Below are 26,503 nucleotides of genomic sequence, written 5' to 3'. Positions count from 1 at the left end.
TTAAGGCAGGGCTCCATTGTGAAAGAAATTCACTCACCTCCAGCTGTTGTGATTGACCCTTCGGTTAACCTCACCGATATGGTTGAGCGGCGTGCCCAAGACACCCGCAACCCCGTGGTCTACCGCGTACAGAAGTCTACGGGTAACTGGGTGAATGTCACTGCCCAGCAGTTCAGGGCACAGGTCCTTGAGCTTGCCAAGGGCCTAGTTGCTGCAGGCATCGGTGCAGGGGATGTCGTGGGCATTATGAGCCGTACCCGCTATGAGTGGACGCTGATTGACTTCGCCTGCTGGTATGCCGGCGCTGTGGTGGTTCCCGTCTATGAAACGTCTTCACCGGCACAGGCCGCATGGGCGCTGTCGCACTCGAAGGCAAAGGCAGTGTTTGTCGAAAGCGATAAACTTGCAGGGGTTATTGACCAGGCCAGGAACCTCACCGATCAAGAGCTTGAGCTCTCAGCGCTGAGCCATGTGTGGGTCATCGACCGTCAAGCCATTGCTGATCTGGTACGTCAGGGAGCTTCGATTAGCGATGATGAAATTGAGCAATGCCGTTCCATCGCTAGCTGTGAAGACATTGCCACAATTGTCTACACCTCAGGCACGACGGGGCGCCCCAAAGCCTGCCCTATCACCCACGGTAACTTTGTTCGGCTGAGTGCCAATTGCAAAGCCACCATTCCTGAAATCGCTAACGAGACCAATTCGACTCTCCTCTTCCTGCCGCTAGCACACGTACTGGGCCGTATTATCCAGGTGCTCGCTTTTGATGCGGGCATGGTGGTAGGCCATGCGCCTGATATTAAGAACCTTTCCACTGATTTGGCGTCCTTCCAGCCCACCATGTTGCTGGTGGTCCCGCGTGTTTTTGAGAAGGTCTATGAGGGCGCGGTCAAGAAGGCTGAGAAGGGCGGAACGGTCAACGCTAAGCTCTTCCACCGTTCAGTTGATGTAGCCGTTAAGTGGTCCCAGGCAAAAATTGCCGGTGAAATGACTAAAAAGCTGGCGCTACAACACCGCTTCTACGACAAGCTGGTTTACTCCAAACTGCGCGCTGCCATGGGAGGAAAAGTTAGGTTTGCCGTATCAGGCGGCAGCCGGCTAGCACCTCACTACGGCCATTTTTACCATGCTGTTGGCATTGAAGTAGTGGAGGGCTACGGTCTCACCGAGACCACCGCCCCTTTGGCTGTAGGACGAATCCGAGATTTCGAGGTGGGTAACGTGGGTACCCTCATTCCCGGTGGTTCGGCACGCCTGGCAGATGATGGAGAACTGGAATTCAAAGGCGTCGGCCTGATTTCTGGCTACCTGGATAACCCTGAGGAAAACGCCCTCGCCTTTACCGAGGACGGCTGGTTCCGCACCGGCGATCTTGCTCAAATTTCACAGGACGGTAAGATCACCATCACCGGGCGTAAGAAGGAAATTATTGTGACTGCCGGTGGCAAGAACGTCATGCCGGTCCCAGCCGAGGACAGGCTAAGGCTGGCACCTTTCGTATCACAGGCCATGCTGGTCGGCGACGAAAAACCCTTCATCGCGGCTCTTATCACTCTTGACCCTGATGTGCTGCCCGATGAGCTAGAACGTATTGGTCTGCCGCGAACGCTGACCCCAAAAGAAGCATCCATCCACCCCCGCGTTCGCGAGTCCATCCAAAAGTTCATTGATGAAGCCAACGCTTTGGTTTCTAAGGCTGAATCGATCCGTGAATTCCGCATTATCGACAAGGACTTCACCGAAGCAGAAGGTCATCTGACACCTTCCATGAAGGTACGCCGCAAGCAGATTTTGGCTGATTTCAGCTCCTATGTGGAGGACATCTATAACCGCACCAAGAGCACTGTCACCGAAACCGCCTCACAGACCGCTGAACGCATGCAGGAGTTGCGTGCTGAGCAGAGCGAGAAATGGGATGAGTTCAAGGCAGACCAGGGGCAGAAGATCCAGGAGTTCACCGAGTCCCAGGGGCAGAAGCTACACGAGCTGGCCGATAAACTGCAGCAAGCCCGTGGCCCGAAGACCGATGAAAATGCTCTGGATCCCCAGAACCCAGCGGAGGCTCCAGATAACGAACTAAAGCCGGGGAGCGACGGGGAAACCTCCCAGTAGCGTCCTTTAGAGCAACCTTAACTGACCCAAACTACCGATGGGCCCCACTCTCGTGAGTGGGGCCCATCGGTGGCTCCAGGAAGGTTTCAGGGCTGCCTAGCTACTGCTGAGCTAGAGAGAGTTCTTCGCTATGTGGAACTCGTCGACTTAGCCGTGCTTGTAGACCTGAACAATGGAGGGTCGGGGCAAAGCTACCGTGCCGTGGTGACGAGCCACGGTGCTCTTCTTGCCTCGGTTGCCGCTGGGCACGTAGTCCGGGAAGTAGGAGTGCGGCTGATCAAAGCTGCCGTCCTCACCGGGGTGCTGAACCGCCACGTAGACCATATTTTCGTGGTCAGCGATAACAGGACCGCAGGTTTCAGCCTCAATTGGCACTGATAGAAACTGCTCCACGTTACCGCGGTTGGTGCCGTCCAGACCGACGCGGAAAAGGCCGTCGTTCTTCTGGATTTTGTCAGGTGCCCCATCGGTTGAAATCCAGAGGTTGCCCTTGGAATCAAAGGCAACGTTATCGGGGCAGGAAATCGGAGAAACCTTAGCGGGGTCAAAGCCCGAGAAGTAGACCGGCTCATCGCCCTGGGGGTCACCGCAGAGGAGCAAGAGGTTCCAGGTGAAGCTGGTGGCTTCCACATCGTTGCCGTCTTCAATCATTTCAATGACGTGGCCTGAACGGTTATTGTTGCGGGGGTTAGCTTCGTCAGCTGCTGCCGAGCCAGATACCCCGCGCTGGTTGTTGTTAGTGAGAGCTGCATAGATTTTACCGGTGATGGGAGAAGGCTCCACGTCCTCGGGGCGGTCCATCTTGGTGGCGCCCATGAGGTCAGCTGCCTGGCGGGTGAAGACCAGAACCTCTTCGATACTCATGCCGGGCACCAGTGAGCGGTTACCGTCGGTAAGCTGCACCCAGCGCCCTGCCCCGTCATAGTTACCATCAGCGGGAACCGTGCCGTTACCGTCAATCTCTGCTTCTGAATTACCGGTGAAAACAGCCACATAGAGTGAACCGTTTTCTAGCAGGGTCATGTTGTGCGCCTTATTGCCCTCGATGTAGCGGTCGCGGGAGACGAACTTGTAGATATACTCAAACCGAGCGTCATCACCCATGTAGGCGGCGACGCGGCCGGTGACGGGGTCAACGTGGATGTTGGCGCCCTCGTGCTTGAAGCGGCCCAGGGCAGTGTGCTTGCGGGGAGCCGCCGTGGGATCCTGCGGGTCTAGCTCAACGATGTAACCAAAGCGGTGAGCTTCATTTTCGTAACCGGGATTGTTGGTATTGAAGCGGGGGTCAACCTCTTCCCAACCGTGAGATGAGCGCTGGTTCTTGATGGTGTAGCGCTTGAAACGCTCGGTGTTCTGGCCCACGAAGTAGCTATCGAAATTCTCTTCACCTGACAGTACGGTACCCCAGGGGGTGTAGCCGCCGGAGCAGTTATTGTTGGTGCCCAAGACAACGGTACCGGTGGGGTCATCCACCGTTTTGAGCAGGTCAGAACCGGCAGCGGGACCAACCAGGGTGAAGGGGGTGTCGGTGGTGATGCGGCGGTTGCGAGCGCCGTCCACCACGTAGGTCCAGGGTGAGCCTACCTTCTTGCGGGTCAATTCAACCACAGACAGACCCTGCGCCATCATGGAAATGCGGGCGATGGCGTAAGGATCAACCGAGAAAAGATCAGCCGGGTACATAGCTTGTTCGTTGATGTACTCGTGGTTGCAGACCAGAACACCATGAAGGGGGTTGTGAGCATCAGGGATAATGGCCAGATAGTCGTTGTTGTAGCCAAACTGTAAGGCTTGGGCCTCTTCGGTTTGGTGGTAGGGGTCAAAAGCGGGTGCGTGAGAGAAAAGTGGGTCACCCCAGCGAATAACGGGTTCCCACTTGAAACCCTTGGGCACGGTGAACTCATCGACGTCTGAGGAGACGGGGGCGATGGGCTTGAAGTTGAAATGGGCACCGGAGGTACCGCGCCCCCAGGAGTTGGGGTTCTGCGAAGCGGCTTCAGCAGACTGGGGAGATAGACCCTCCGTGCCGATGACGATAGCGGCTCCAGCGGTGACGCCTAGGGCGGCTCGGCGCGAGATGGTGCTCTCAAGAATGTCTTTGAAGTAGCTGTTACTTGAGCAGTTGGCATCCGGCTCAAGGCAGGCATTGTTGCATTTGAGGGCACAGGTAACAGCTGAACGTTTGCCCTTGACATGATTCCACATGGGTAAGAAACGGCGGGTGGGGTTGGGCAGCAAAGTTTTTTCAGACAAAACGTTCTTCCTTCAAACAGTGTGTGGGATGTGGCTGGTGGTAACAGTCTCACTGACTATGTCAAAGCAAGGTGACGCTGAGGAAGCACCATAGTTAACAGAAGGTTATAGAACATTAAACACGGCCCCACTAGCCTCAACGGATGTGGGCTAGTGGGGCCGTGTTAGGTGTGATCGATTTTAGTCGAGTTCCAAACCGAGGAGGGCGTTTTCAACGACCTCAGTAAGTGCAGGGTGAATCCAGTATTGACCGCGCGCCATGTCCTGGGCGCTTAGCCCAAAACTCATGGCCTGAATCAGGGGCTGAATCAGGTTCGCGGAATCCTCACCGATTAGGTGAGCGCCCAAGATATCGCCGGTGTCCTTGCGGGCGATGATCTTGCAGAGCCCCACAGCGTCATCCATCGCCCAGCCGTAGGCGACATCTCCCATGTTCTGCGCCTTGACGGTGATCTCGAACCCTTCAGAGTCAGCCTGCTGTCGAGCCTGGGTTTCGGTTAGCCCTACGGTGGCGATCTGGGGGTGGGTGAAAACGGCCGACGGGACGTAGCGGTGGTCGGTAGATTTCAAGTGATCTGGGTTTAACAGGTTGTGCTGGACCGTACGCATCTCGGCATTCGCCACGTGCTTGAGCTGGTAGGGTGACGCTACATCGCCCAGCGCCCAGACACCCTTGACGGGGCTGCCGCCCGAGAGCACCCGTTGGTGCTGGTCTACGGTAATCAGGCCGCGGTCATCCATATCAAAGAAAGGGGCCGCATTGACGGTATCAGAGTTGGGGGTGCGGCCGGTGGCCACCAGAACCAGGTCAGCTTCCACTTCGACACGCTGCCCTCGGCGGTCAAAGGTAACCGTCACCGCGCCGTTCCCGGTCTCCTCGATGCTTTGTAAGCCGTGGTTCAGTCGCAGGTCCCAGTGGTTGGGGGCCTCCTGTGCAAACCGTTCTGCAATGGTGTCATCATGGGCGCGCAGCACACGGTCCGAACGTACAGCCTGAGTTACTTGAGCACCCAGACCGCTAAAGACGTGAGCGAACTCGGCTGCGATAAACCCGCCGCCAATCACCACGACACGGTCCGGTAGCTCATCAATGCGCATCACGGTGTCGGACGTATGAACCTGGGGCAGATTAATACCTGGCACCTGGGGCAGGGTCACCCGTGAGCCGGTGGCGACTACAATCTGGGGAGCGGTCAGCAGCACGCCGCTATCGGTCATCAGGGTGTGGGAATCGGTAAAGCGGGCGTACTCCTCGTAGACATCGACGGAGGGTTGACGCTTGCGCCAGTCCAAACCGCCCTCGCTGATAGCGTCAATGCGGGAGAAGATACGGTCGCGTATTTGCCGCCAGGCAGTGTTCTTGTGCTCAACCTCGATACCGAGTTTGGTGGCGTCCTTCGCTCGGGCAATCACTGAGGCAGGGTAAACATACATCTTGGTGGGGATGCAGCCAAAGTTAAGGCAGGTTCCACCAAAGCGCCCGCCGTCAATCATGGCGACCTTTTTGCCGTCCCAGTCCTCGTTGATCAGCGAATTACCTGAGCCCGAGCCAATAATAATGAGATCGTATTCTTTTACCGCTGTCATAGTGCCCTTTCAGTGGCTTTACCTGCGTCTGGACGTTCGTATCAGATAACGCGCAGGAGGCAGCTTTCATTCCCGGCTCCCTCTACCATGGTAGCTTCGTCAGCTGCAGGCTAGAGCTGTTCTTTGCGTTCTGCTAGGCGGGCGTCAGCATCAGCCATGTTCTGGTCAAAGTTACGCTTCATCTGCCGGAAGACCAATATGTTGCCGACCAGTACGTGCAGTACACCCAGGCCAATGACGTAGATGTTCCAGCCGGCTTGCGGCAATACGGCTGCCACAATAATTAGCAGGGCGCCAAAACCAATGATCATCAAATGTGTAGGATTCATAGCCACTACCCTACCTTTCCCTCCCCCGCCTCACGGTAATCTCAGCTTCCTGGCGTGGGTCTTGGTAACACGGGAACCTAAAGCAAAAGCCCTGCTCCTACCTTCATCAGAAGGTAGGAGCAGGGCTTTGGCAAAGGGCCGGTGTTACTTAACGTTGACCACGATCAACAGGTCACCGCCAGCTACCTGGGCTACATCGTTGTAGACAACGCGCTCAACGGTGCCAGCTACCGGTGAGGTGATGGACGCTTCCATCTTCATCGCCTCAATGGTTGCGACCTGGTCGCCCACAGCAATCTCATCCCCTGGCTTAGCGGTGATGGTGACGCCACCGGCGAAGGGTGCTGCGATATGGCCGGAGTTTGACGCATCCGCCTTCTCGGCTTCCTTAACGTTAGACTCAATCGAGGTATCACGCACCTTGACGGTCCGCTGCTGGCCGTTGAGGGTGCACATCACCTCGCGCATCCCCTTTTCGTCAGCCTCAGAAATCGCTTGCAGGGTAGCAATCAGACGAACGCCCTTGCCCAGCGAAATCACGTGCTCACGCTTGAGCATCATGCCGTACAGGAAGTCGCGGGTGTGCAGAATAGACACATCGCCGAACTCCTCACGGCTCTTCTCAAACTCGCGGGTGGGAGCGGGGAAGAGCAGACGGTTAAGGGTTGACCGGCGGCTCTCAGAGTCACCCTCAAGAGCTGCCAGGTCTTCAGCTGAAAGCTCGTTGACCGAAGGCTTGGACAGCTTGCGACCCTCCAGGGCGCGGGTACGGAAGGGCTCAGGCCAGCCTGCGGGCGGAGTGCCCAGCTCGCCGTTCAAGAAGCCGATGACCGAGTCAGGCACATCGAACTTCTGTGGATCCTTCTCAAAGTCCTCGGGTGAGACGCCCATACCTACCAGCTGCAGGGCAAGGTCGCCCACTACCTTGGATGAGGGGGTTACCTTGACGATATGACCCAGCATGCGGTCAGCGGCAGCGTACATATCTTCGATATCTTCGAAGCGCTCCCCCAGCCCCAGTGCAGTTGCCTGGGCACGCAAGTTAGAGAGCTGCCCGCCGGGAATCTCATGGGTGTAAACACGTCCGGTTGGTGAGCTCAGACCCATCTCGAAGGGCTTGTAGATAGCGCGCAAGGCTTCCCAGTAGGGTTCCAGAGCGCAGGTTGCTTCCAGCGAAATACCGGTGTCACGGTCGGTGTACTGAAGTGCACCAACAAGAGCTGAGAAAGAGGGCTGGGAGGTGGTACCAGCCATGGAGGCACTTGCCACGTCCACGACGTCCACGCCGGCCTCAACCGCTGCGAGTAGGGTGCCCACCTGGCCACCGGCGGTGTCATGGGTGTGCAGGTGAACCGGCAGGTCAAAACGCTCACGCAGGGCGGTCACCAGGCGGCGGGCTGCTTCAGGACGCAGAAGACCGGCCATGTCCTTGATAGCAAGGATGTGGGCACCCGCTTCAACTACCTGGTCAGCAAGGTCGAGGTAGTAATCCAGGGTGTAGGTCTTCTCATCGGGTGAGAGCATATCACCGGTGTAGCAGATAGCTACTTCAGCCACCGCGGTGCCGGTAGCACGCACAGCCTTAATCGCAGGGGTCATCTGTGAGACATCATTGAGCGAGTCAAAGATGCGGAAGATATCGACGCCTGTTTCTGCTGCTTCCTTGACGAAAGCGTCGGTGACCTCGGTGGGGTACGGGGTGTAACCCACGGTATTGCGACCGCGCAGTAACATCTGGATGGGAAGGTTGGGCATAGCCTCACGCAGGTGAGCCAGGCGCTCCCAGGGATCCTCTGAGAGGAAGCGCAGAGCAACGTCATAGGTTGCACCGCCCCAGGCTTCAACCGAGAAGAGTTGCGGGATGGTGTGGGCTACCGCGGGTGCCGCTGCCAGCAGGTCGCGGGTACGCACACGGGTTGCCAGCAGGGACTGGTGGGCATCACGGAAGGTGGTATCGGTCACCAGTACTTCCTGGGTGTCACGAACAGCCTTAGCAAAGCCTTCAGGGCCTAGCTCTAGAAGCTTCTGTCGCCAGCCTGCAGGGGGCTGGTGATCAGAGGCGTCAAAGGGTGAGCGGAAGGGCTCTTCAACCTTATCGCCGGGGAAACGGGGCAGCTTTTTACGGGGGTCGATACCCTCAATACGCTCACCGTGGGGCTTATTGACGGTGATGTTGGCTAGGTACTGTAGAGCCTTGGTGCCGCGGTCAGCCGAGGGCTTCTTGGTCAACAGCTCAGGGTGCTCATCGATGAAGGGGGTCGAGACATCGCCGGCACGGAAGGTGGGGTCCTGCAACACTGCCTGGATGAAGGGAATGTTGGTGGAGATACCGCGAATACGGAACTCTGCCAGTGCACGGGAGGCTCGCTGGACGGCTGCCTCAAAGGTACGCCCGCGACAGGTGAGCTTCACCAGCATAGAGTCGAAGTGGGGTGAGATTTCAGCACCGGTGTAGATGGTACCGCCGTCTAGACGGATGCCGGAGCCACCTGCTGAGCGGTAGTAGGTTACCTTGCCCACGTCCGGGCGGAAGCCGTTGGCGGGGTCCTCGGTGGTGATGCGAGACTGTAGTGCAAAGCCGCGGACGCGTAGCTCATCCTGGTGGATGTTCAAATCTTCGAGGGTTTCTCCCGCTGCGATACGCATCTGGGACTGCACCAGGTCAACATCGGTAACCTCTTCGGTCACGGTGTGCTCCACCTGAATACGGGGGTTCATCTCGATAAAGACGTGCTGTCCAGCGCGCTCACCGGCGGTGTCCACCAGGAACTCCACGGTGCCAGCGTTGACATAGCCCAGCTCCTTAGCAAATTTTACCGCGTCGCGGAAGAGGGCCTGTCGGATCTCATCGTCCAGGTTAGGCGCAGGTGCAATCTCAACGACCTTCTGGTGGCGGCGCTGCAGGGAGCAGTCACGCTCGAAGAGGTGCACGATATTGCCTTCGCCATCAGCCAGGATCTGAACCTCAATATGGCGAGGGCGCAACACAGCCTGCTCAAGGAAGACGGTGGGGTCACCGAAGGCAGTTTCAGCCTCGCGCATAGCGGCTTCCATGGAAGCCCGCAAGTCTTCACGCTTTTCTACGCGGCGCATACCGCGGCCACCACCACCAGCGACAGCCTTGACGAAGATGGGGAAGCCAATTTCTTCAGCTTCAACTAGCAGCTTTTCAACATCAGCGCTGGGCTCGGTTGACTTCAGGACCGGGATGCCGGCGCGGCGAGCAGCCCTGAGTGCTTCAACCTTATTACCGGCAAGTTCCAGCACCTCCGGGGGCGGGCCGATAAAGGTAATGCCGTTAGCGGCAGCGGCACGAGCTAAATCCGGGTTCTCCGAGAGAAAACCGTAACCGGGGTAGATAGCATCCGCGCCGGCATCTTTGGCAACACGAATAATCTCATCAATATCCAGGTAAGCCCGAACGGGATGCCCTTCTTCGCCAATGGGGTAGGCTTCATCTGCCTGCTGGCGGTGAATGGAGTGGCGGTCTTCGTAGGGGAAGACGCCAACGGTCTTAGCGCCGAGCTCGTAAGCCGCACGGTAGGCGCGGATTGCGATTTCGCCGCGGTTTGCGACCAAAACTTTTGAAAACATATTTTTCCGTTCCGTTCCGTTGCCTGGGGTCCCAGCGGAACTTTAGCCACGACTGTGTGTGTGAACACCTCAAATATATAGCTCAGAGCAAGCTCTACCCGAGTTTTGTCTCATTTTTGGTCATGTTGGGCGTAATGAAACTGTTTATTGTGAAACTGATAACATGATTAAATATAGAACACATCTGTGGTCTGACCATCAGCTTTGCTCTTGTCCTCAGGCAGGATGCGGTTATTAGGTAGCATAGAGCTAAGACCTAATAACCATTTGTGAGAGGCAGACACCAATTTGGCAAGCATAGTCAGTATCAGTAGCCTCAAGGGCGGGGTGGGTAAAACATCCGTCACCCTGGGGCTAGCATCTGCAGCTCAGGCTTCTGGTTTTAGGGTGCTGGTGATTGATCTTGATCCCCACGGTGATGCCTCTACCGGCCTTGGCGTGAGCAGCCAGCAGGGCCGCGATATCGCTTCGTTACTGCTGGAGCCCAGAGAGACCGGGATCGATGATGAGCTGGTAGCCTCTAGCTGGGTTTCACTGGGCAGTCTGGGTAACGCCTCGAGCACTGGTTTGGACGCCGGAGTGTGGGTTATTCGCGGTTCCGCCCGCTCAACAGCACTGGAATCCCTCGATTCTCAGGTAACGCTTCCCCTGCTCAGCAACCTGCTAGGGGGCGTCAGCGATAGCTTTGACCTGATCCTCATCGACTGCCCACCCACCCTAGGTCGGCTCACCGAAATGGCATGGGCTGCCAGCGATAGAGTTATTTCAGTAGCTGAACCCTCGCTCTTTTCCGTTGCCGGTTCAGAGCGCACCCTTCGAGCGATTGCCAGGTTTGAAGCCAACACCGAATACGCAGTGAACTCAGCTTCTATTGTGGTCAACAAGGTGCGCGACTCAGACCCCGAGCACGATTATCGCACCGAAGAAATGCGAACCCTCTTTGGGGACCTGGTTGCTTCAACCACCCTGCCCGATGCCCCCATACTGCAAAGAATTCAGGGGGCGGCCTACCCGGTGCACTACTGGCCTGAAGCAGAAGCCCAGCCACTCGCGTCCGCTTTTACACACCTTCTGCAGGGGCTCTTCCCTCAGCAAGCATGAAGCATAACGGCAGAATAGGCTCAGCGCCCACCCAACACCGAGGGCCCCTCTTTTTATAGAGGGGCCCTCGACCTTGTTAAGCTGAGAAAAGTTTATGTGCCAGCCTTGCGGGCTCGCCGCGCGGAAAGTTCATCATGAATCTCGGTGCTGGCCTCTTCAACGGCAGTGTTCTCACCCGGTAGCTCGCTAAGCGATATTTCAAGCTCACGCCAGACCCGGCCAATAGCAATACCGAAAACGCCCTGCCCTGCCTGGACTAGGTCGATAACTTCCGAGGCTGAAGTGCACTCATAAACGCTGGCACCGTCTGACATCAGAGTAATGCCGGCAAGATCCTCTACCCCGCGAGTCCGCAGGTGCTCTACCGAGGTGCGAATCTGCTGAAGGGAAACACCGGTGTCTAGTAGGCGCTTAACAATCTTGAGCACCAAAACATCGCGAAAAGAATAAAGACGCTGAGAGCCCGAGCCCTTAGCCGACCGGACGGTAGGTTCCACCAGCTGGGTGCGTGCCCAGTAGTCCAACTGACGATAGGTGATACCAGCAGCCTTGCAAGCAGTGGGCCCGCGGTAACCCAGGTTTTCATCCACCAATGAGACGGGGTCATCAAAGAGAACACCCTGCTGGCCTACGGGAGAAGCGCGGTGGAGCACATCATCGAACCCTAGCAGCGGTTGGTCCATAGAAGAAGGTACGCCTCGCAGCGCGCTATGCTCTACTGTTGGGTCATGATGCTTCACGATAACAGTGATTCCTTCCTCTACAACGATTTGAACTGTACCTATCCTACCCGGCGCACACGCATTTTCCGGTTTAAAGCACCCTAGCTCAGCACGGCGTTTTAACGTGGTTCTCGTCATCAAGCAAGACTGTGCCCACGGCACCCCCAAGAGAGGCGACCAAGGAGTCTTCCTTCAGTGGCAGCAACCTACTCGTACGTAGGCATTGAGCCAGCAACCAAACCCATATGCAGGCGCAGTAAAAGCTGAGCGATATCCCCCGCTAGTTCAGCTGCTCGAGCACGGGAGGTCTCATCCTTACGCAGGGCAAGCGGCCCCACCGCGGTTTCCACCAGATCAACCTCACGATCAGCAGCAGCCCTAAAAGCCCGCAGGTGGCGAGGGTGCAGACCGTGAGCGGTCAGCTGATTACAGACCTTAGTAACCGCCAGGTCATACTCATCGTAGACATCTTTATTCTCTAAGAGTAGGCCATACTTCATGAGCTCACGAAGCAACGGCATATCAACCTCTGCCTCCTGCCCCAACTCACGCAGGGTGAAAGTTCGGGAAGGCGCAGCGGCCTCAGTAGTTTGAGCTTCTGCAACTTCAACCTCGGGGTCAGTAAACTGCACCTTGCCAGCGTCCAGATCAGCCAAGCGCTCCCTAATCACCTTGAGAGGGAGGTACTGATCGCGCTGCAGCTCTAGAACGTAGCGTAGTCGCTCGATGTCCTGGGCCGAATACTTGCGGTAGCCGGTATTGGTGCGCTGGGGACTGACCAAGCCTTTGTCTTCCAGGAAGCGGATTTTTGAGGCGCTGATACCGGGAAAGTCAGGTTCAAGAGCAGCGAGAACCTGGCCAATTGTCTTATTCTTGACCTGCCCATCAGCTGGCTCAGTTTGAACTGATTCGCCGGCCATTACTGCCCCGTGCCCAAGTAGAAAGCAAAGTGGAACTTGCCGATGTGCACTTCATCGCCGTTCTTAAGGTAGGCCTCATCGACTCGGTCACCGTTGACGTAGGTGCCGTTCAGTGAGTCAGCGTCAGTCAGGATGAAGCTACCTGCGTTGGGAATAAACAGAGCGTGGCGGCGTGAAACCGTAACGTCGTCCAGGTAAATATCAGATTCGGGGCTACGGCCAGCAATAATGGGCTCTACCGCGCCACTTTCATCAGAATCGGCGGTCAGCAAGAAACGTGCGCCTTTGAACTGACCGTCAATGCCGATGAGTACGGCTGAACCGCCGGGCAGAGTAGCGATAACCGACAGCTCTTCATCAGTGGGGTTGTGTGAACTGGCAATATCAGAAATGGACAGCGGGATAGTGGTGGTGGCAGGATGCGCTTCGTGGTGGGACATGCTGGGGTCCTTGATGTAGTAGATCTCTGTTCGGTATGGGAACATACGCGAAGCGAGGGGGTTTCAGGCTGGTTCAAAGGTCACAAAATGGTAAACAGTGAACCGTTTGTTTAATCTTAGCCAGAACCCCTGATTATTGCCCCATTCACACCGCTTTCTGGGCAGGTTTTTTACAAACGGAAACCCATTAGCGCCTGGATAAGAAAAGAGCCACCGCCTTTGGCGGTGGCTCGGGGAAGAAATATCCCTTGACTAGGCGGTCTCAGCCTCGTAATCAGCTGCAGACATCAGGTTTTCGAGATCGGCTGCGTCAGCAGGGCGAACCTCAATGAGCCAACCCGCGCCATAGGGGTCTGAGTTCACAGTCTCGGGTGCCGCTTCAAGCTCCTCGTTAACAGCAACGACTTCACCGTTAATAGGAGCGAACAGATCAGAAACACTCTTGGTGGATTCGATCTCGCCAAAGGTAGCGTCGGCCTCTAGGGTTCCGCCCACCTCGGGTAAGTCAACGTAGACAACGTCGCCCAGGGCGTCCTGAGCATGATCGGTGACACCGATACGCACGGTACCATCAGCGGTGAGTGCGCTCACCCACTCGTGTTCTTTGGTGTACTTGAGTTCTGCAGGAATGTTGCTCATCGGAGATTTCCTTTTCTGTTGTGAAAGATGCCGATCGAGGCGCGTGAAACTCGAAAGTTTAAGGTTGAAACCATCGCGAGGGAACAAGGGCTTCTTACCTCTTATTCTATGACACAGCCGATAGGTGAACGTAACGCAAGACACCGTGTTGCCTACTGCCCGCCAGAAAAGAGAATAAAGAAGCCGCCTCTCACTCCCCTGCTGGTTGAGCAGCGGCGCGAAAGGCGGCATTTACCTTATGCAGCCTGGACCCTAGATGACTTTCTCTGAGAACTTGTCGGGGTTACCAAAGCGGTGGGCGGTGATAGATACTGCCTGCTCACGCAGGAAGGGCAGCATCTCGATACGACCTGCCTCGGTCACGGGCTGGAAGTAAACCGCAATGTCGGGGCGCCCGTCCAGAGCCTCGTAGATTGAGGTGGAATCATCACCGATGTAGCGGATACGGGCACCTTCTAAGGAGGTACCTTCCAGATCCTGAGTAGTTGCCTTAGCGATGCGCTGCAGGGAAGCGCGGTAGTCTGCATCGCTCTGCTCGATGATTGTGATCCCAGCTGAGGTTACGGCACCACGCACTGCCACGGGCAGAGCAAGAGCGGTGCTGAACTCAATCTTCGCCCCGGCCGCTACGCCCGCCAGCAGCACACGGATGGCGTGATCCATACTGCCCGTGGAGTCCAGGCGCACCTGAACGACAGTGGGCAGGTAACGCAGGATGTTACGCTCAACGCCCAGGTTGCTGGGATCATGCCCTACACCGAATTCAGTGGCCCATGCTGCGGCGTCCGAGCTGGCTGAGCGGGTGAGGAACTCGATGCCGCCATCGTTGGTGGCGGTAGGTTCACGCAGGGCTGCCAGGATCTCGCGTACTTCTGCCTTATGGGGGGAAGTGGTAGCGGTTGAGGGCTCGCTGACCCAGTCAGTTAGTGCTACCAGGTAGTTGGGGCCGCCAGCCTTGGTGCCTGAACCGACAGTTGACTTCTTCCAGCCGCCGAAAGGCTGACGCTGAACGATAGCACCGGTAATGCCGCGGTTGACGTAGGTGTTACCTGCCTGAACCTTAGAGAGCCAGAGGGCAAGTTCCTTGGAATCCAGTGAGTGCAGGCCGGCGGTCAGGCCGTAATCGGTGGCGTTCTGCAACTCAATAGCTTCTTCGAGGGTCTTTGCCTTCATGACGCCCAGGATGGGGCCGAAATATTCGGTCAGGTGGTATTCACTGCCGGGCTTCACGCCTGCGCGGACGCCGGGTGACCAGAGTCGGCCGGTTTCATCGAGCTGCTGGGGCTTGATGATCCAGGTTTCACCGTCGCCTAAGGTGGTGAGGCCGCGCTTGAGCTTGCCCTCGGGCACCTCGATGACCGGGCCCATTTCTGAGGCGATGTCCTGCGGGTGCGCCACGTGCAGTGACTTCACGGCGTCGACTAGCTGGTTGTAGAAACGCTTGGACTCCCCTACGCTACCGACCAGGATGACGGTGGAGGCGGCTGAACACTTCTGGCCTGCGTGGCCGAAGGCGGAGGCAACGACGTCCTTGACCGCCAAATCGAGGTCTGCGTTGGGGGTAACGATGATGGAGTTCTTGCCCGAGGTCTCGCCGAAGAGCGGCAGGTCCTTGCGCCAGGAACGGAACATCTCAGCGGTTTCGTAGCCGCCGGTCAGAATCAGGCGGTCGACGCGGGGGTCTGCAATCATTGTGGAGCCAGCATCGCGGTCGGTGACCTTGACCAGGCGCAGTACGTCGCGGGGCACGCCAGCTTCCCACAGCACCTCAGCGATGAGAGCGCCGATGCGGGCGGTGTTAGAGGCGGGCTTGAAGATGACACCGGAACCGGCTGCCAAGGAGGCGATCACACCGCCCACGGGGATAGCTGTGGGGAAGTTCCAGGGGGGAATCACTAGGGTGAGCTTGGCGGGCACGGGGCGCGCACCGTCCATCTCATCTAGTCGTTCTGCCAGCATGGCGTAGTAGTAAGCAAAGTCAACGGCCTCAGAAACCTCAACATCGCCCTGGTCCAGCGTCTTGCCGGCTTCGTGCGCCATGATTTCCATAAAGTCACCGCGGCGAACTGCCAAACCGACTGCGACCTTGCGCAGGATCGCGGCGCGTTCGCTAGCGGGACGGGCGCCCCATTCGGCACCGGCGGCAAGGGTATCTGCGACTAGAGCATCAGCCTGTTCCGCCGAGCCTAGCTCATTATCAGCCAGGGTGTCGATGCCGATGCGGGTGGTCGCTGAGCGTGCCAGAATAGCCCGGCCCCACTCGCGGTTAGCCGCAAGTGCGGAGTCGGTATCCGGGGTGTTTTCGAAGTCGCCGGCGGGCTTAAAGACGGTGTCTTCGGTTTCGGTCAGGCGGTTCTGGGTGCGTTGTGGGGGCTGAACCTCATCGGTGACGTCTGCCAGTGAAGCCAAGAAGCGCTGCTTCTCACGCTCGAAGAGAGCTGGGGATGAGTCCAGGTCGAAGACAGCACTCATGAAGTTCTCGCTGGAGGCGTTCTCTTCGAGGCGGCGCACCAGGTAGGAGATAGCAACATCGAATTCTTCGGGGCGCACCACGGGGGTGTAGAGCAGCAGGTGACCGACGCGCTGGCGAATGACCTCAGCTTGCTGGGAGGCCATACCGATCAGCATTTCGAACTCGACGTCTCGGGCCACACCGCGGTCTTCTGCCAGGAGCAGGGCGAAGGCAACATCAAAGAGGTTGTGGCCAGCGACGCCCAGGCGAACGTTCTTAGTGTGCTCAGGCTTGAGAGCATAGTCGAGGATGCGCTTGTAGTTGGTGTCTGATTCCTGCTTGGAGTTGCAGGTGGTCAGGGGCCAGCCGTGAACCGCTGCCTCCACCTTTTCCATGGAGAGGTTGGCACCTTTCACCAGGCGAACCTTGATGCGGGCTCCACCGGTGGCTACGCGCTGGGCAGCCCATTCTTGCAGGTGCTGCATGGCGGCCAGGGTATCGGGTAGGTAGGCCTGAAGAACGATACCGGCTTCAAGATGCTTGAGCTGAGGCTGGTCAAGAATCTTGGTGAAGACCGCGATGGTCATGTCCAGATCCTTGTACTCCTCCATATCCAGGTTGATGAACTTCTTCTGGGCAGAGTTAGCCGCCAGCTCATAGAGCGGGGTCAGGCGGATGACGGCTTGTTCAACGACCTCATCAAACGCCCAGTGAGAGTGGGGGCCAGACACAGAGGAAACCTTGATGGATACGTAGTCAACGTCATCGCGGGCCAGCAGGCGCTTGGTTTCACTCAGACGGCGTTCTGCTTCGCGGTCACCCAGTACTGCTTCACCGAGCAGGTTGATGTTGAGCTTATTGCCGCTGGCGGTCAGGTGCTTGATGGCGGGGCCGAGCTTCTCATCTCGAGCGTCCACAATCAGGTGGCCAACCATCTGGCGCAGCACGGTGCGGGCGATGGGTACGGTAGGCCAAGAGACCTTACCAGCTAGCTTGCCGCCGACGCCTACGGCTGCCTTCATATAGCCGGGAAGGAAGGAGGGAACGATCGGGGCAATGCGTTCTAGGTTCTTACCGGCAACGCTCTGGTCTTCGGGGCGCACAACACCGTCTACGAAGCCTACTGTGAAGTCGAGACCGTTGGGGTCTTTGAGGACGCCAGCCAGTTTCTCTGCGGCGGGGTCTGCAGGAATATTCTGGGCTTCTTTGACCCACTGGGCAACGAGTTCGGTTGCTTGGATGGCTAGTTTCTGGTGGCGTTCATCGGCGAACGGCTGGGCCATGGTAGGACCTCCTCTAGGATGCGCGGTGTGCGCACAACTTGGCACTTGTTACCCATTTCACCATGTTTAGGTCAGTAAAACACTATTAGAAAAAGTGAATCTTCTTGATGTATTTGGTTTAGATTTGCTAAATTGTAATGACACTACAAGGAGGGGTTCCCATGTATGATTTGCGCCGCCTCGCCATGCTGCTTGAAATTCACGAGCGTGGGACACTGGCCGCAGCCGCCAAGGCACTGCACCTCACCTCATCAGCAGTCTCGCAACAGCTCTCCACTCTTGAAAAAGAGGTGGGCGCTCCCCTGCTGCGCAAGGTGGGCAGGCACGTTGAGCTGACCACTGAGGCGCTGATTTTGGCGGAAAGCACCCGCAATGTGCTCTCAGAGTTGGACGCCGCTCGCACCCGTATTTCCCTTTTGGAGGGCATCCCTGCCGGGCAGGTGCGCCTAGCGATCTTTCAGTCTGCAGCGCAGGCTCTGCTCCCCGGGGCGCTAAACTACCTGGCAGAAGACGCGCCCCAGGTGGAACTTCACGCGGTGCAGATTAACCCTGAGACCGGCCTCATTCTGACGCGTAGCCGCGAGTTCGACATGGTGATTTCAGAGTCCTACCCCCACCGCTTCATCCCCGAGCATGCGGAGCTCACTTCTGAGCTGCTGACCCATGACACCCTTCATTTGGTGGTTGCGGCTGATTCTGGGGTGGAAGACCTAGCTGGTGCCGCTCACCTGCCTTGGGTTTTTGAAGGTGAGCACAACACCTCCCGGGTGTGGGCCATCGACCAGTGTAGGGCAGCAGGGTTTGAGCCTCAGGTTCGCTACGTGATTGACGATCTGGGCACCCACCTGCAGCTGGCAGCGGCGGGGGCTGCCGCCGTCCTGCCGGGCTTTGCCCTGGCGAACCTGGCTCGAAGTGCTGAGGCAGATTCTGTGAAAGTGCTCCCCCTGCCCGGGGAGCCCAAACGCAAGATTTTTGTGACCGTGCGGTCAGAGAGCGCAGAGCAACCTGCCATTAAAGCAGTTAAAGAGGCTTTGCGGCACGCGGTGAATAGCGCTCCCCGCTAACCACAAAATCTGAGGCTTGTGGTTAGCCCTTCAGCAGCACCATCTCTTCAACGTCAGCGGTTATGCCCTTCGGGTATTACTGGTGCTGGTCAGTGCCGGCAATGGTGCGCCAAGCGCAGGTGAGGGCGAACCAGCCACCCGTTACCCAGAACGCAATCAGAGCCCAGAGCGGACGCTCGGGTGCTAGGGCGACCAAGTAGGCGGTGGCAGCAAGCCAGAGGGTAATTGCAGCGATATTGACCGCCATGAACCTCTTCACCCTAAAGGGGTGGGTGTAGTAGGTAGGAGTCAGAGTAAGCACCGCGAGTACCAGCACAGCGATGACATTGAAGATGGTACCGGTACCCATCACGTACATGAAGACCGCCACAATATTCCAGGCAGCGGGGAAACCCACGAAGTAGTAGTCGCTGGACTTCCAGTGTTGGTTAGCGTAGCAGAACATGGAGGACACCAGGATCAGAATGACCAGCGCTAAGGCCAGAGGCTTTGGCCCCAGAGGTAGCGCTAGGTACATGAAGAGGGCTGGGATGAAGGTCCAGGTCAGATAGTCAACGGCGATGTCAACAATTCCCCCGTCGAACCAGGGCAACACTTCTTTGACGCGGGCTTTTCGTGCCATGGTTCCATCGACGGAGTCCACGACCAGGGCAACGCCGAGCCAGAGCCACATGGCGGTGTAGTCACCTTCAATGAGAGCGAGGGTTGCCAGGGTTGCCCAGGCTAGCCCTGAGAGGGTGAAGGCGTGGACGAACCAGGCGGCAGCGCGCTGAGTTGCGGTGAACTGGGGGGCTAAAGGCACGAAGGTCCTTTCGTATGCGGCTTATTTAGACGCAGGATTCAAGGGGTAAGTTACTACTCTAGCCTTTTAGCGGTGCAAGGGTTGGTTTACTGCGGTTTTTAGCTGATGCACACCTTCACGATTGGCAGAGGGCTCCCCCACTGGGGATGGCAGTTCAGAAGAGCCAGAGCTAACTTGCATTTCAAGGAGACTTATTCAAAAGTTCCACCAGCTGCATAAAACACCAACCACCGCACCACACCACACCAAACACCCGCGCATACGGGCCCAGCAGCAGCCGGAAACCCGTGGGCACAACACGCCACGTCTTACCCTGTGCAATCATTCGTTCGATTATCGCCCTGCGTTAATGGATGAACGTGTTGACCGCCTTTATATCCGATGGGGTTGTAAGTAGCGTGGTGAATTGCTTGGCTTTTTGCCCGGTGGTGCGCTGGTGTAGCAACGCTCTTTCTAGTCTGGCTTGAGGTTATTTCTGGAGCTTTTGCGCAGTACGAGGATCTAATTACGTACTACTGTCAAGTAAGCCATTTACAGCCCACCTAAGCGCTAGAGCAACAACTCAGCCAGGTCGCTGCCCACCACCAAGTCGGTGATGACACCGGTTTTTAGTGCCCCGCGCAGGGCAGCGGCGCGGTGAGTGCCCGCCGCTACGCAGACCCGCCTGCCCACCTTCACCAGCTCAGCCGGGGTTGGACCGGTCGCGCGGCGATTAACGTCCAAGTCAGCCCAGGTGCCATTTTCCCTAATCATGACCGTGCAAATATCACCAGCGATACCCTCCGATCGCATGGACGCCAGTTGCTCCCCATCAAAGTAGCCACCGACATAGACGTGGGAGGGAATAGAGCCACCAAAGGCACCCACCCCAAAGAGCGCCACATCAGCAGACCGTTGCACCGCCAGCACACCGCGCACACTGCGCTCTCGCCACATCGCCGCCTTGGTCTCGGCAAAGTCAAAGAAAGCCGGCACGGGGAAGTGCACCATGCGGGCGTTATAGGCAGAAGCCACCTGACCCAAAATTGCCCCCGAATACGGGATGCCGGTGTGGTGGGCATTGCCCGCCCCGTTGAGCTGCACCACGGTGACATCGTTCAGCGGACGTTTGGGCAAAAAGTGTGCCACCTCCGTCACGGTAGAGCCCCAGGCAACGCCCAGCACGGTGCCATGGTGCACCAGTGAATCCAAGAGCTTAGCGCCTGCTGCCGCTACGCTGCGCATGCGCACCGTCTCGCTGGCTCCCGCTGGCACCTGAGCCACGTGGACGCGAACCCGGTACAGGTCGGCTAGCCGGTTCGCCAAAGGCTCCTTAGGTCGTAGCTCCTCATTGAGCTGAATAGTCACCACACCGCTTTCACGCGCATTCTGCAGAAGCCTGGACACAGTAGGCCGGGAAACCCCCAACCTGGCAGAGATTGCTGCCATGGTTAGGTGTTCAACGTAGTAGAGGTGCGCCGCGTCAAACATCAAATTTTTACTTTTGCTCATCACTTTCCCATTCTAAGTGAAATTTTGCTCAAACATTTTGCAGTTTTTTGCACTCGGCAGTTCAAATGGTAACAGACTTCACATCCATCGTATTTTTTCTGGAGAGCCATTATGAGCGCAACATTCACCGCTAAATCCCATCTCACCGCCGCCTCCCGCACCGCCGCCCTTGAGGCCATGACCGACGATGCTGGAGTCGACATTCTCGTCATCGGCGGGGGTGTCACCGGTGCAGGTATCGCCCTGGACGCCGCCACCCGTGGCCTGCGCACCGCTATCGTTGATGCTGGTGACTGGGCTATGGGCACCTCCGCCTGGTCATCTAAACTAGTGCACGGCGGTCTGCGTTACCTCTACAACCTAGATTTCAAGCTCGTTTCTGAGGCGCTTAAAGAACGTGGCCTGCTGCTCGAGCGCACCGCTCCCCACCTCGTCAAGGCGCAGCCCTTCCTCTGGCCCCTCAAGCTACCCCTCATTGAGCGTGCCTACTCAGCAGTAGGCATCGGCATGTACGACACCCTAGCTTTCGCTGGTGCAGGCGGCCGCAAGACTGTGCCCACCCAGCAGCACTTCACCAAGTCCGGCACCAAAAAGGTCTTCCCCGGCATCAAGGATTCCGCTTTCTCTGGCGCCATCCAGTTCTACGATGCCCGCGTGGACGACGCCCGCCTGGTAATTGACCTGGTCCGCACCGCCGCCGGCTACGGCGCACTGGCAGCCACTCGCACCAAGGTCACCGGCGTCGAAAAGGACGCTAGCGGTAGGGTCATCGGCGCTAAAATTCTAGATCTTGAGACCGGCACCGAAAAGACCGTCAAAGCCAAGCACATCATTAACGCAACCGGCGTATGGACCGAAGAAACCGAAGCTCTAGCCAACCAGGACGCCGGGCTCAAGGTACTTGCCTCCAAGGGCGTGCACATCACCGTGCCCCGCGACCGTATTAAAGCAACCAGCGGCATCTTCACAAAGACCGAAAAGTCCGTTCTCTTCATCATCCCCTGGCAGCGCTACTGGATCATCGGCACCACCGACACCCCCTACACCCAGCAGGATCGCCTCAACCCCGTGGCAACCCGCGCGGACATCGATTACGTGCTCATGCAGGCCAACAAGCTCATTGCCGATGAGCTAACCCATGACGACGTTATCAGTACCTTCGCTGGTCTACGCCCGCTGCTGCAGCCGGTGCTCAAGGACGGTTCAGACAAGTCCTCTACCAAGGTCTCCCGCGAGCACACCGTCACCCAGATCGCTCCCGGCATGAGCGCCATTGCCGGCGGTAAACTCACCACCTACCGTGTCATGGCAGAAGACGCCGTGGACTTCGCCCTAGGTGAGCGCGCTAAGACCCTGCCTTCGGTCACCGAGAGAATCAAGCTGGTCGGTGCAGAAGGCTACGAAGTTCTTGCATCCCGTGCTGAGGCCCTGGCTGCAGAAAACGGTTGGGATACTGCCCGCACCGAGCACCTGCTCGAACGCTACGGCGCTGAACTGACCGACATCATCGCTCAGATTGAAAAGGACCCCTCACTGGGTGTTCCTCTGGCTGCCGCACCCCAGTTCCTACGTGCTGACGTCCTGCAGGCTGTGCGCGCAGAAGGTGCCCTGCACCTGGAAGACGTGCTCATCCGCCGCGTCCGCCTAGACCTTGAAGCTAAGGACCGTGGCCTGGCTGCTGCCGAAGAGATTATCTCAATCATGGCACCAGAACTGGGCTGGGACGAGGCAACTCAGCAACGCGAGCTAGCCACCTACCGCAAGCGCGTCGAGGCTATTGCGGCAGCTTCAACTGAAACGTCAGATGAACGGGCAACCAATCATCTGATCAACGTCCCCACGATCGTAGGCTAACCAGCAACGCTGGCGCCTTCAACCCACCAAAAATCCACCCATAACTTGTGGAACGTCCACCGGACGTTTTGTTCACACCGATGTGAAAGAGGTCTCTATGAGCTCACTATTAGCAACTGGCACTGAAGCCAGCGTGCAGGCAAGTGCCCTCGTCAATGCTGACGGCACCGCCACCCTCCTAGGTGCATTCGCATCAGAAACCCTGGGCACATTCATCCTGGTTCTTCTGGGTGCAGGCGTTGTGGCAGCAGTGAGTTTACCCAAGTCTGGTGCTAAGGGCGCTGACTGGATCAACATCGCTTTCGGCTGGGGCTTCGCTGTTTTTGCTGCAGTCTACGTTTCAGGTCCCTCCGGTGCTCACCTCAACCCCGCCGTCACGGTGGGCCAGATGGTTGCCGGGAATGATTTTGCACCCGGTATTGCACCAAGTTTCACCGCCATGCTGGTCTACTTTGCCGGCCAGTTCCTCGGTGCCTTCTTGGGAGCCTGGGGCGCCTACCTAGCCTTCAAAAAGCACTTCGATATTGTTGAACCCGGTGTCTCCCGCGGCGTCTTCTGCACCGCACCCGCCATTCGCTCCTACGGTTGGAACATCCTCACCGAAGCTATTGGTACCTTCGTGCTGGTAGGTTTCGTCGTTGCTTCCGGCCAGACCCCCTCAGGCCTTGGCCCGCTGGCTGTTGCCATTATCGTTGTGGCTATCGGTCTCTCCCTGGGTACCCCCACCGGCTATGCCATCAACCCTGCCCGTGACCTTGGTCCGCGTATTGCCCACGCACTGATGCCCATCAAGAACAAGTCAGCTTCAGACTGGTCCTACTCTTGGGTACCCGTCGTCGGCCCCCTCCTGGGCGCAACTGCTGCTGCCCTTATCGTTCCCGCGGTTCTTGCCATCGCAGGCGCATAACCTCTCCCCATATATAGAGCGGCAGGACGCCGCGGCTCACCCCACCACCGGTAGCTACCTACCCGGCGTCCTGCCCCACCTACCCATTCACAAGGAAGTGTCACCATGACTAAGACCGAACTGCCCGAGCGTAAGAAGTACATTCTTTCCATTGACCAGGGCACCACCAGCTCACGCGCCATCCTCTTCACCAAGGCGGGCGAAATCAAATCAGTGGGCCAGCTAGAGCACGAACAGATCTTTCCTAAGGCAGGCTGGGTTGAGCATGACCCCCTCGAAATCTGGAAGAACGTGCGCCAGGCTGTCGGTGAGTGCTTGACCAAAGCTGAGGTCAACCACCACGAAATCGCTGCCGTCGGTATCACCAACCAGCGCGAAACCGCCGTGGTCTGGGACAAGACCACCGGCAAACCCATCTACAACGCCATCGTCTGGCAGGACACCCGCACCCAGAAAATCTGTGACGAGCTGGGCGGCGAAGAGGGCGCAGGTAAATACCACGACATCGTAGGTCTGAACCTCGCCACCTACTTCTCAGGCCCCAAAATCAAGTGGATTCTGGATAACGTGGAGGGCGCCCGCGAAAAGGCAGAAGCCGGCGACCTACTCTTCGGCAACACCGATACTTGGGTGCTCTGGAACATCACCGGCGGTGTAAATGGCGGCGTGCACGTCACCGACGTGACCAACGCCTCCCGCACCCTGCTCATGAATATCAAGACTCTGGAGTGGGACGAGTCCATCGCTGCTGACATGAGCATCCCCATGAGCATGCTGCCCGAGATTAAGTCCTCCTCAGAGGTGTACGGCTACGGCCGCAAGAAGGGCCTACTCAATGGCACGCCCATCGCCGGCATCCTAGGCGACCAGCAGGCAGCGACCTTCGGTCAGGCCTGCTTCGAAAAGGGCATGGCGAAAAACACCTACGGCACCGGTAACTTCATGCTCATGAACACCGGCACCGAACCCGTGATTTCAGAAAACGGTCTGCTCACCACCGTTGCCTACAAGCTGGGCGACGCTGACCCGGTCTACGCCCTCGAGGGTTCAGTTGCAGTCTCCGGCTCCCTGATTCAGTGGCTACGCGATAACCTCCACATGATCGACAACGCTGCAGAGTCAGAAGAACTGGCAACCAGCGTAGAGAACACGGGCGGCGCCTACGTCGTTCCTGCCTTCTCTGGTCTCTTCGCACCCCACTGGCGCTCGGATGCTCGCGGTGTCATCGTTGGCCTCACCCGCTACGTCAACCGGGCCCACATCGTCCGCGCAGCCTTGGAGGCAACTGCCTTCCAGACTCGCGAGGTGCTGGATGCTATGAACGCTGACGCAGAGGCAGCTGGCACCAAGGTTTCCCTCGGAGAGGTGCGCGTGGACGGCGGCATGACAGCCAACGAGTTCCTCATGCAGTTCCAGGCAGACCTCCTTGGTGTACCCGTCATCCGCCCCAAGGTCATCGAGACCACCGCTCTCGGTGCAGCCTACGCAGCCGGTATCGCCGTTGGTTTCTGGGACGGCGAACAGGACGTCATCGACAACTGGGCAGAAGACAAGCGCTGGGAACCTGCAATGGACCAGGACGAAGTCGAACGCCAGTACCGCCTCTGGAAGAAGGCTGTAGCCCGCACCCTCGAATGGGTCGACGAGGACGTTGAGCAGGACTAGTCTCCAGCTGAAATCCCCATAAAAGTACCCGCTGTCTGCACAGACAGCGGGTATTTTTATTCAGGTCGGAAGGCTAAAGGGCGCCGCAGGCGCTCAGCACCGTGAAGGTGCCATTGCGGCCCAGCTGCTTCACCTCCTCAAAACGGTCTTCTAGCTGGGCGCGGTAGCGCAGGTGCGAATTGTGCACCAGAAGCAACCGCCCGCCCGGGGCAAGGAGCCGGGTGGCGGCGTCCAGCAGGGGACGCACCATGGTGGCATCCAGCCGGGTGCCCTCGTGGAAGGGCGGGTTGAGTAGCAGCAGGTCAAAGCTACCCGGCGCTGAACCAGCTGCAGCATCGTCCCAGGTGACGGTGGCGGTCTGCTCCCCTGTTCGGTAGGGAGCAAGGGTCTGCGTAGCCGAACGCACGGCGTCCGCATCCAGATCGGTCGCGGTGAGCACCAAAGGCAGGCCACGTTCTTGCGCTCGGTGCAGGAGTCGCAGAGATACCGAGCCGTTACCACAACCAAGGTCGAGGACGCGTAGCGCTGCACCATCAGCCGGACGGTCTAAAGTAGATAGGAGGTCGCAGGCAATATCTGCCAGATAAGAACCCCCACGGTCTTCACGTCCACCCGAGAAAACACCGCCCAGACCCCGCAGAGTGCCCACCGGTATCTGGGTCTCTTCGGCAGTGTGGGCCAGGACGCTCTGGCGGGGTGCCCTTGCTAGTAAGGCACGGAACTTTCCCTGGCCGCGTCCAGCCCAGACCTCGCTAAAGCTTTGCTCTAGCACCGTGTTCATGGTGCGGGTCATGTGCTTGGTGTTGCCACCCAAGCAGAGCGAAAAATCGGTAGTAGTCTGCGCGCTGTGGCGGGCTAGAGCACGGCCCCAATCATCTAGGGCTGCCAAGGTTTTGGGGAGGCGCCCCAGGGCCAGGGTGGGCTTCAGCGAGCACTCCGCTAGAGCTGTTTCAAGGTCCAGAGCTTCGGTGTCCAGGCCGGCAACCACCAGCCGAGCTGCGGCATCTTTCCCCTGACCTTCGAGTAACCGGTGAGCCAGGGCGCGCAAAGCGTGGGCCTGCTGGTAGGAGCGACAGCGCACCAGCACTCTGGGTGCAGTGCCAGATTCATCGAGAACCCTTGCCAGGACTTGTAGGGTCAGTGCCGCGCTACTGTCTTCTAGTACTACGATATCCCCAGCATCCACGCCGGTGAGCTGCTGGTCAGCCTCCCTCAGAATCAGGCGGTCCAGAGCTTCAGCGCGTTCATCGGCTGCGTCTATGAGGTTCTTCACCATATCGATACT

General features: G+C 58.0%; 18 protein-coding genes. 6 read left to right on the top strand and 12 right to left on the bottom strand.

What is annotated here, in order from left to right:
* Positions 1–18: 18 nt before the first annotated feature.
* On the top strand, positions 19–2,115 hold the full coding sequence (locus tag M3668_RS05255) for an AMP-dependent synthetase/ligase (protein ID WP_251379772.1): 2,097 nt from the start codon (positions 19–21) through the stop codon (positions 2,113–2,115).
* A gap of 147 nt (positions 2,116–2,262) precedes the next feature.
* Here the strand turns inward: M3668_RS05255 and M3668_RS05250 are convergent, their stop codons facing one another.
* The 4 genes from M3668_RS05250 to M3668_RS05235 form a co-directional block, all read right to left on the bottom strand.
* On the bottom strand, positions 2,263–4,368 hold the full coding sequence (locus tag M3668_RS05250) for a PhoX family protein (protein ID WP_251379771.1): 2,106 nt from the start codon (positions 4,366–4,368) through the stop codon (positions 2,263–2,265).
* A 180-nt stretch (positions 4,369–4,548) separates the two neighbouring features.
* Positions 4,549–5,955 (bottom strand): mycothione reductase, encoded by a 1,407-nt coding sequence (locus M3668_RS05245; RefSeq protein WP_251379770.1) that lies wholly within the window; start codon positions 5,953–5,955, stop codon positions 4,549–4,551.
* Between the two features lie 110 nt (positions 5,956–6,065).
* Positions 6,066–6,284 (bottom strand): hypothetical protein, encoded by a 219-nt coding sequence (locus tag M3668_RS05240; RefSeq protein WP_251379769.1) that lies wholly within the window; start codon positions 6,282–6,284, stop codon positions 6,066–6,068.
* 144 nt (positions 6,285–6,428) lie between these two features.
* A complete protein-coding gene (locus M3668_RS05235) occupies positions 6,429–9,878 on the bottom strand; it encodes a pyruvate carboxylase (RefSeq protein ID WP_251379768.1) in 3,450 nt (1,149 codons plus the stop codon).
* Between the two features lie 288 nt (positions 9,879–10,166).
* Between M3668_RS05235 and M3668_RS05230 the strand changes: the two genes are divergently transcribed.
* Positions 10,167–10,979 carry a ParA family protein gene (locus M3668_RS05230; RefSeq protein ID WP_251379767.1) on the top strand — a complete coding sequence of 271 codons (813 nt, stop codon included), beginning with the start codon at positions 10,167–10,169 and terminating at the stop codon, positions 10,977–10,979.
* Between the two features lie 92 nt (positions 10,980–11,071).
* Here the strand turns inward: M3668_RS05230 and M3668_RS05225 are convergent, their stop codons facing one another.
* The 5 genes from M3668_RS05225 to M3668_RS05205 all read right to left on the bottom strand — a co-directional run bounded on the left by M3668_RS05225 (position 11,072) and on the right by M3668_RS05205 (position 17,435).
* On the bottom strand, positions 11,072–11,662 hold the full coding sequence (locus M3668_RS05225) for a MerR family transcriptional regulator (RefSeq protein ID WP_251379766.1): 591 nt from the start codon (positions 11,660–11,662) through the stop codon (positions 11,072–11,074).
* A gap of 245 nt (positions 11,663–11,907) precedes the next feature.
* Positions 11,908–12,621: a transcriptional regulator FtsR gene (gene ftsR, locus M3668_RS05220; RefSeq protein WP_251379765.1), complete on the bottom strand. Its 714-nt coding sequence runs from the start codon at positions 12,619–12,621 to the stop codon at positions 11,908–11,910.
* On the bottom strand, positions 12,621–13,061 hold the full coding sequence (locus M3668_RS05215; RefSeq protein WP_251379764.1) for an FHA domain-containing protein: 441 nt from the start codon (positions 13,059–13,061) through the stop codon (positions 12,621–12,623). Before M3668_RS05215 ends, ftsR begins: the two co-directional genes overlap by 1 nt.
* Positions 13,062–13,313: 252 nt before the next feature.
* Positions 13,314–13,700 (bottom strand): glycine cleavage system protein GcvH, encoded by a 387-nt coding sequence (gene gcvH / locus M3668_RS05210; RefSeq protein WP_251379763.1) that lies wholly within the window; start codon positions 13,698–13,700, stop codon positions 13,314–13,316.
* 252 nt (positions 13,701–13,952) lie between these two features.
* Entirely contained in the window at positions 13,953–17,435 is a 3,483-nt protein-coding gene (locus M3668_RS05205) for a bifunctional proline dehydrogenase/L-glutamate gamma-semialdehyde dehydrogenase (protein WP_251379762.1), read from the bottom strand.
* A 137-nt stretch (positions 17,436–17,572) separates the two neighbouring features.
* On the opposite strand from M3668_RS05205, the gene M3668_RS05200 reads away from it, so the two are divergent.
* Entirely contained in the window at positions 17,573–18,499 is a 927-nt protein-coding gene (locus M3668_RS05200; RefSeq protein WP_251379761.1) for a LysR substrate-binding domain-containing protein, read from the top strand.
* A gap of 76 nt (positions 18,500–18,575) precedes the next feature.
* Here M3668_RS05200 and M3668_RS05195 read toward each other — a convergent pair whose 3' ends face one another.
* Positions 18,576–19,301: a CDP-alcohol phosphatidyltransferase family protein gene (locus M3668_RS05195; protein ID WP_251379760.1), complete on the bottom strand. Its 726-nt coding sequence runs from the start codon at positions 19,299–19,301 to the stop codon at positions 18,576–18,578.
* A 549-nt stretch (positions 19,302–19,850) separates the two neighbouring features.
* Positions 19,851–20,792 (bottom strand): sugar-binding transcriptional regulator, encoded by a 942-nt coding sequence (locus M3668_RS05190; RefSeq protein ID WP_251379759.1) that lies wholly within the window; start codon positions 20,790–20,792, stop codon positions 19,851–19,853.
* A gap of 111 nt (positions 20,793–20,903) precedes the next feature.
* Between M3668_RS05190 and M3668_RS05185 the strand changes: the two genes are divergently transcribed.
* The 3 genes from M3668_RS05185 (at position 20,904) to glpK (ending at position 25,218) form a co-directional block, all read left to right on the top strand.
* A complete protein-coding gene (locus tag M3668_RS05185; RefSeq protein WP_251379758.1) occupies positions 20,904–22,646 on the top strand; it encodes a glycerol-3-phosphate dehydrogenase/oxidase in 1,743 nt (580 codons plus the stop codon).
* A gap of 97 nt (positions 22,647–22,743) precedes the next feature.
* Positions 22,744–23,553: an MIP/aquaporin family protein gene (locus M3668_RS05180; RefSeq protein ID WP_251379757.1), complete on the top strand. Its 810-nt coding sequence runs from the start codon at positions 22,744–22,746 to the stop codon at positions 23,551–23,553.
* Between the two features lie 105 nt (positions 23,554–23,658).
* Positions 23,659–25,218: a glycerol kinase GlpK gene (gene glpK, locus M3668_RS05175; RefSeq protein WP_237202467.1), complete on the top strand. Its 1,560-nt coding sequence runs from the start codon at positions 23,659–23,661 to the stop codon at positions 25,216–25,218.
* Positions 25,219–25,291: 73 nt separating this feature from the next.
* On the opposite strand, the gene M3668_RS05170 is transcribed toward glpK, so the two are convergent.
* A complete protein-coding gene (locus M3668_RS05170) occupies positions 25,292–26,494 on the bottom strand; it encodes a class I SAM-dependent methyltransferase (protein ID WP_251379756.1) in 1,203 nt (400 codons plus the stop codon).
* Positions 26,495–26,503: the final 9 nt, after the last annotated feature.

Source organism: Rothia sp. P100 (genome assembly GCF_023712425.1).
GTDB lineage: Bacteria > Actinomycetota > Actinomycetes > Actinomycetales > Micrococcaceae > Rothia > Rothia endophytica.
This window is presented reverse-complemented; position numbering and strand designations above follow the sequence as displayed.

Coding starts and splice junctions, on each gene's coding strand:
- M3668_RS05185 (WP_251379758.1), top strand. CDS start 20,904: ATGAGCGCAACATTCACCGCTAAATCCCATCTCACCGCCGCCTCCCGC.
- M3668_RS05205 (WP_251379762.1), bottom strand. CDS start 17,435: ATGGCCCAGCCGTTCGCCGATGAACGCCACCAGAAACTAGCCATCCAA.
- M3668_RS05225 (WP_251379766.1), bottom strand. CDS start 11,662: ATGGACCAACCGCTGCTAGGGTTCGATGATGTGCTCCACCGCGCTTCT.
- M3668_RS05245 (WP_251379770.1), bottom strand. CDS start 5,955: ATGACAGCGGTAAAAGAATACGATCTCATTATTATTGGCTCGGGCTCA.
- M3668_RS05170 (WP_251379756.1), bottom strand. CDS start 26,494: ATGGTGAAGAACCTCATAGACGCAGCCGATGAACGCGCTGAAGCTCTG.
- M3668_RS05235 (WP_251379768.1), bottom strand. CDS start 9,878: ATGTTTTCAAAAGTTTTGGTCGCAAACCGCGGCGAAATCGCAATCCGC.
- M3668_RS05240 (WP_251379769.1), bottom strand. CDS start 6,284: ATGAATCCTACACATTTGATGATCATTGGTTTTGGCGCCCTGCTAATT.
- glpK (WP_237202467.1), top strand. CDS start 23,659: ATGACTAAGACCGAACTGCCCGAGCGTAAGAAGTACATTCTTTCCATT.
- M3668_RS05180 (WP_251379757.1), top strand. CDS start 22,744: ATGAGCTCACTATTAGCAACTGGCACTGAAGCCAGCGTGCAGGCAAGT.
- M3668_RS05190 (WP_251379759.1), bottom strand. CDS start 20,792: ATGAGCAAAAGTAAAAATTTGATGTTTGACGCGGCGCACCTCTACTAC.
- gcvH (WP_251379763.1), bottom strand. CDS start 13,700: ATGAGCAACATTCCTGCAGAACTCAAGTACACCAAAGAACACGAGTGG.
- M3668_RS05215 (WP_251379764.1), bottom strand. CDS start 13,061: ATGTCCCACCACGAAGCGCATCCTGCCACCACCACTATCCCGCTGTCC.
- M3668_RS05200 (WP_251379761.1), top strand. CDS start 17,573: ATGACACTACAAGGAGGGGTTCCCATGTATGATTTGCGCCGCCTCGCC.
- ftsR (WP_251379765.1), bottom strand. CDS start 12,621: ATGGCCGGCGAATCAGTTCAAACTGAGCCAGCTGATGGGCAGGTCAAG.